This is a genomic window from Nocardioides sp. CPCC 206348 (genome assembly GCF_048654705.1).
Taxonomy (GTDB): domain Bacteria; phylum Actinomycetota; class Actinomycetes; order Propionibacteriales; family Nocardioidaceae; genus Nocardioides.
Genome location: NZ_JBMCZA010000173.1, coordinates 3,875 through 5,352 on the forward strand (window position 1 = coordinate 3,875; position 1,478 = coordinate 5,352).

At 67.5% G+C, this 1,478-nt stretch carries 1 protein-coding gene; it reads right to left on the reverse strand.

What is annotated here, in order from left to right:
* Nucleotides 1-1,314, reverse strand: a 1,314-nt coding sequence (locus tag ACOADB_RS13630; RefSeq protein WP_378599457.1) for a M28 family peptidase, incomplete at its 3' end; no start/stop codon positions are given.
* Nucleotides 1,315-1,478 lie beyond the last annotated feature (164 nt).

Here is a 1,478-nt window from a genome sequence, read left to right on the forward strand (position 1 = left end):
GGTGCCGCCCCAGATCTCTGCCTGCTCCGCGGTCTTCGGCACCTCGGCACCGGTGAACAGGCCACCCGCCGGGATCCCGTTGTTGATGAACGCCTGGTAGTCGCTGCGGCCGCTGAACTCCGCGTCGTCGTAGGGCTCGCTGCGCAACGTGTAGAACGACTCGAGCAGGTCCTCGATCGCGATCGATCCCGGCGGCACGGGCACCGGCGCGGTGAAGCCGGACTGGTCGCTGTCGTAGACCATCTGGACGTAGTTCGGCGAGCCGATCATGTCGAAGTTCAGGTAGAGCGCGATCCGGTCCTTCTCTGCTGCACTGAGGCCGTTGACGTAGTTCGTCGATCCGACGAGCCCGCTCTCCTCGGCGCCCCACCAGGCGAACCTGAGCGTGTTGACGGGCTTCAGCTTCGCCAGCTGGACCGCGGTCTCGAGTACGGCGGAGCTGCCGGAACCGTTGTCGTTGATGCCGGGTCCGGCGAGCACCGAGTCGAGGTGCGCGCCTGCCATGACGACGTTGGCATCGTTGATGCCCTTCTTCTCGGCCAGCACGTTGGCCGTGGGCAGGACCTGGCGCAGGGTGTTGGCGAAGACCCGCATCTCCAGCGCCGGCGTACCCGCGAGGGTCGCGCCCAGTGCGTACGTCGTACCGATGACCGGGATGCCGCTGGTGTTGTTGGCGGTGAGGGTGACGGCCGGGATGCCCTGGCGGTCGGCGGCGGCCGTGTTGCCCTGGTTGAAGATCACGATCCCGACGGCGCCCGCGGCCGCGGCGTTCTCGGCCTTGAGCTCGAACGTGCAGGTCCCGCGCTGCAGCAGCGCGATGTTGCCGGCGGGGAAGCCGTTGAAGTCGGTCGCCTCGCAACCGCTGTTCGAGGTGTTGCCAAGGCCGAACTGCAGGTCGACGGCGGTGACGCTCGCGGTGACGTCGCCAGGATCGGACTGGGTGATGGCGCCGAAGTCAGTGCCCTCGACGTAGGTGACCTGGTTCGGCGCGGTCTGCTGGAGGCCGGAGGGGCCGACGACCTCGAACGCGAGGTAGTTGAACGTCTGGACCACCGGGTTGTAGCCCGCGGCACGCAGGGTGTCGACGACGTAGTCGACCGACTCGTCGTACCCGGCGAATCCGGAGAAGCGGTTCCCGTCGTTCGCGTCGGCGATCGCCTGCAGTGCTGCCTGGTGCTTCCGCACGCCCTCGACGCGCACGCACTCCAGCAGCTTCGCGTAGGTGTTGTTCTGGCGGCGCTCACACGTCGGGGGAGCAGGGGCAGCGTCTGCCGGACCGCCCGGCACGGGCGCCATCACCGCCACAGCGGCCATGACCGCCAGCCCCACCCACCAGGACCTGTTCCTTCGAACCCGAGTCAAGAATCGAACCATCGCAATCCCGCCCTCCGAAACGGCGAAATCCGAGTGATTCGCCTGCAACGAATTCGAACCTACGCTCGGGCTCCGGGGCCTGCAATGAGCGGAAACGACACCCT